This window comes from Sphingopyxis sp., assembly GCF_035998965.1.
GTDB lineage: Bacteria > Pseudomonadota > Alphaproteobacteria > Sphingomonadales > Sphingomonadaceae > Sphingopyxis.
Map to the genome: position 1 here is coordinate 1 of NZ_DASYHE010000021.1, position 4,088 is coordinate 4,088.

Sequence of the window (4,088 nt, forward strand, 5' to 3'; positions counted from 1 at the left end):
TTGCGATAGCAAAAAGGGCGGGTTTCTGCGGTGTTGACGAAGGCAGCCCCGATCCCCTTCTATGATCTCCCGTCGCAATATGATCCCCCGACATATGGAGAAAAATCGCATGGCATATCAATCTCCCCTCCGTCTCATGCGGCTTACCGAAGTCCTCGATCTCACCGGGCTCAGCCGCGCCACCCTCTATCGCAAGATCTCCGCCGGGACCTTTCCGCCGCAGCATAAGCTTGCCGAGCGCTGCTGCGGCTGGCGCGCGGGCGAAGTCGAGCTCTGGCTCCGTGATCCCGTCTCGTTCACGCTCGCCGACCTCGAGCGCTATCGCAACGCTGCCTGAAAGCCAGGCACGGCAAAGCCCCGCGCCGCAGACCGCGGCGCGGGGTGGAAGCCCGCCTTAGTCGGCGGGGTTCCAGATGAGCGTGTAGCCGTCTTCGCCATCCTGCCCGGCGGCGCGGCCGAGGTTGGCATAAAGGCGGCGCGGCCCGAACTCGGGAGCGGCGAGGCTCAGCGACACATAGGGTTCGCCCGAAACCTGTCCGACGCGGATCCAGCCGGCACCGATCTCGACGCCTTCGGAATAGACCCGGTAGTCGGGCTGGACGTCGCCCGCCTTCGAGCGGTTGGTCCGGATTTCGATCGCTGCGCGGATCGAGAGGGTTTTCAGCTGGCCCACGAAGCCTTTTTCGATGGTGCCGTTCACAAAGCCGATTGCTGCCATTGGTCGTCTCCTTAGATTACCGCAGGGACCATCCCTGCGGCATGGGCGGACCAAGGGCCGGCGCATAAGGTGACCCGCGAACCCGCAGGGGCCGCAGCGAAGCGGAGGAGTGCGGCGGCGCGATTATTTGAAGCGAAGTGGCCGCGAGGAGACTGCGCAGCAGTCGGGGAAATAATCGCGCCGCCGCACTTTTGCGGGGCGCCGCGCCGGTCCAGGTCAAATCGCCCGTCGCCGGGGATGGTTCGGCAGGCCTTGTGGAGCGAGCCAGTGCTATCGACCGGAACGATCAAACCTCGCAATCAGAGTGGGAAAAGCGATTTTATGGCGCTCTCACTCGCGGTCGTAATGGCGAAGGAAATAGTGCACCGGCGGTTCACGGGCCCATCCTCCGCTTCCGCAGGCAAGAAACCATGTCCAGGGCATGCGATTTGGCGTTTTCGTACAATCCCTGGGTCAGAAACGATATTATCGGGCTCGCCAACTTCCGTCCGGGCTTGGCGATTAGCGACCCCGGCAAGTCAGGATGGTGGGGCGAAGGATGCAGCATCCTCGTATGGGCGGCGCGAAGGCAACTTCGCGTCGCCTCTTTCTTTTGGCCGAACCGCGCGACGGCGCCGCTTACGGCGGCGACGCGCGCAAAATGAAAAGCGCCGCGCCGGCTCCAAGGTCGGCGCGTCATTTTGCGCCCGAAAAAGAGGCGGGCGACCAAAGCCGCCCGCCATATTCTCATGCTGCCAAAGGCTGCTCGTCCTCGGCAGCGGATTCAGGCGCTGTGGGAGCCGCAAGCTCATGCGCGACTCGCGCCGCCGATGCCATGCTGCCGACCCCGCCGCGCGTGGTGTATGCCGACGGCGGAAAGGCCATCCACTTCGGCACCCACGGCTCGGCCTTGGCCCGACCGTTCGCGCCTGCAAGGCAATCGGAGACAATGGCCTTCAAGGCCTTGCCCTTCTCACCGGCATTCGCTGCCGCGACCTCCGGTCCCGCAACCTCGCCGACGATGGCGAGCAGCACTTCGCGGTCGCGAAGCTGGTCGAAGAAGGCCGCGTCCGCCAACCAATGCTGGCGCATGTCGGTGCCGAGATGAAGGCCGATCATCTCCACCGCTTCGCTTCCCGCCTGCAGCGTCTCGCCCATGACGACCGCCACAATCTCCAACACCACCGGATCGGGGAGTTCGAGCAGCCGCGCGAACAGCGGCGCAAAAGGGGGACGGTTCATCGGCCTTCCGGTGACGGTGGGCGCTTCCGCATCGAACCCGAGCACTTCGAGCACCGCGCGGCGCTTGAGGTCGAATGCCGCCTCGGCGGAACAGCCCTCGACGCTCTCGGCAATATCTTCCTTCGGCGCGCGCTGGCTCTCGACATCAACGCGCCACAGATCCGCACCCGCGATGACATGGGCAAGCATCGCCCGGAGCGCGACCCCGCCCTGCCCTGCCAGATCGGCGCGCACCGCCGCATGGCGATGAAGGTCGATATAGGCATTGAGCGGACCCGACACTTCGGGACGAACGGGCTTCGCGATTTCGGCGCCGCCCTTGCCGTCCGCACCGCCACTCGAAAGCCGCTTCGCCTCCTTTGCGGTGACGAAGCCTTCGTGGAAGGTCACTTCGCCGCTCTCGCGAATCTCGACATAGATACGGCCGCCCTTGCGCTTTCCCGCATGGGCATGATCCCAAGAGCGGAACCAGTCGCCGCGCGCCATGATGACGACATCGGACCAACCGGCTTCGAGATACTCGGCCCTGCGCGCCTCGATAGCCGCCATCTGCGCCGACCAGAAGGCATCGGCATCGGCAAAGAAGCTGTCCTCGCCGAACAGGTCGGACACGGTCGCAAGCTTGGCTTTTTCGACATCGAATAGCGCGTGCTTGACCGCGATAGCCGTGCCGCCGAACAGCCATGCTTTGAGCTGATGGCCGGTCGGGCAGTAAGCCCCTTCATCGTCGAACAGCGCCAGCCATGATTTCTGCTGGCTCTTGGAAGCGAGGGTCAGATGCCGGACGGTGCCCGCATCGATTTCCCCGCCGCGATAGAGATTGCGGACGCGCGGGAGCAGATTGCCGAGCGCAAGGATACGTTTCACCGCGCGCGGGTCGAACCCGAAGCTGTCCGCGACCTCCTCGATGCTACGCCCCGCCTTGACCAGTGCGACGAACGCTTCCCACTGGCTGACCTCGTCGGGCTGCACCCGTGCGAGATTTTCGAGCATCGACGCTTCAAGTGCATCGGCATCATCGCCTTCGTCGAGAATGGCGCAAGGAATGGGCCGAACCGCCCCGCCCTCGCGCGCCACCGCGCCCACGGCAGTAAATCGCCTACGCCCCGCTACGATCTCGAAATGGCCATCTGCACAATTGGGCCGAACCAGCAGCGGAACCAGCACCCCGCGTGCGCGAATGCTCGGCATAAGGTCTGTGACGTCGGGGTCTTTCCCTTTCCCGCGCATGTTGGCGGCTGCGATGGACAGATTGCCCATATCGATGAAATCAAGCTTCATGACGTTCTTCCTTCTCCTCAACCACACCCGGCCCCGGACGGCGGGGCGGGCGGCGAGAAAAGGCGACGGGACCGCGCCATAGGACGGCGCGCACCCGCAGGGCCGAAACGAAGTGAAGGAGCCGACGCGCAGCGGCGGCTTGCGCACCGGCCGAGCGGGCCCATAGCCGCGCGCCGAACGACACGCTGTCCGTGGCCGGCCCAACGACTACGCCGCCGTGCGGTCAGCGCGGCGTCCATATCGGATAACAGACGCGCCCTTGGCGAAGCCGCAGGCGGGGCGGTGTGCGTGAGCAAATGTGCTTAGCCGCCGCCCCTCCAAGATCAACGAGCCAAGAACGCCGCGCGGCCAACCGTAAAAACGCGCGACCTTTGGCGGCGCCTGCCGCCGCCAGTGCGCGCTCAATTGAGGCCGCGCTCAATCTACCGACGGCTCAGCTCTCCCAAGCTTCGTTGAGTACGACTGCCGCCAATGCCGATTTGTCGTGCGGGAAGAACCGGCCATAATGTTTCGCGACGATTTCCGGGCTATCCTGGATGGCATAGCCCGCCTGCTCGTATGAGCCGGTCTTCTTGAGAACGTGCGTTGCCAAAACATCGCGCACATTATGCGGACCGTGCGGGAGCAGGCCTTTGATGACCCCTTGGCCGGTATAGGGATTAAAGATGCCATAGCGCTGGATCGCCAGCCGCCAGGCATCATAGAATCCGACCTGACTATATGCGGTATCCTTCGTCGTCAGCTTGGCCGATTTCACAAAGAAGGTCTTTGGATCCTCGGCACCGCCGAGCAGGATCTGCCGGTCGCGCCGGAGATACAGATCGATGAACTCGTAGAGCCGCCCGAGATCGGGCAGAAGCAACCGATA

Annotated in this window: 3 protein-coding genes and 1 pseudogene; 1 reads left to right on the forward strand and 3 read right to left on the reverse strand. The window is 64.2% G+C overall.

The genetic code is table 11. The annotated features are described in order from the left end of the window. Positions 1-109 precede the first annotated feature (109 nt). A complete protein-coding gene (locus VGN68_RS02570; RefSeq protein ID WP_062186950.1) occupies positions 110-337 on the forward strand; it encodes a helix-turn-helix transcriptional regulator in 228 nt (75 codons plus the stop codon). A gap of 57 nt (positions 338-394) precedes the next feature. Here VGN68_RS02570 and VGN68_RS02575 read toward each other — a convergent pair whose 3' ends face one another. From VGN68_RS02575 to VGN68_RS02585, 3 genes and pseudogenes are all read right to left on the reverse strand, one after another. Then, on the reverse strand, positions 395-718 hold the full coding sequence (locus VGN68_RS02575) for a DUF736 domain-containing protein (protein WP_327473630.1): 324 nt from the start codon (positions 716-718) through the stop codon (positions 395-397). A gap of 726 nt (positions 719-1,444) precedes the next feature. After that, complete coding sequence (locus VGN68_RS02580) at positions 1,445-3,220, reverse strand: ParB/RepB/Spo0J family partition protein (protein WP_327473631.1); 1,776 nt, start codon at positions 3,218-3,220, stop codon at positions 1,445-1,447. Positions 3,221-3,653: 433 nt separating this feature from the next. Next, a pseudogene (locus VGN68_RS02585) lies at positions 3,654-4,088 on the reverse strand (hypothetical protein); the annotation flags it as partial.

Excerpts from the sequence above, each read along its gene's own strand:
- VGN68_RS02570 (WP_062186950.1), top strand. The coding sequence starts at position 110 with ATGGCATATCAATCTCCCCTCCGTCTCATGCGGCTTACCGAAGTCCTC.
- VGN68_RS02575 (WP_327473630.1), bottom strand. The coding sequence starts at position 718 with ATGGCAGCAATCGGCTTTGTGAACGGCACCATCGAAAAAGGCTTCGTG.
- VGN68_RS02580 (WP_327473631.1), bottom strand. The coding sequence starts at position 3,220 with ATGAAGCTTGATTTCATCGATATGGGCAATCTGTCCATCGCAGCCGCC.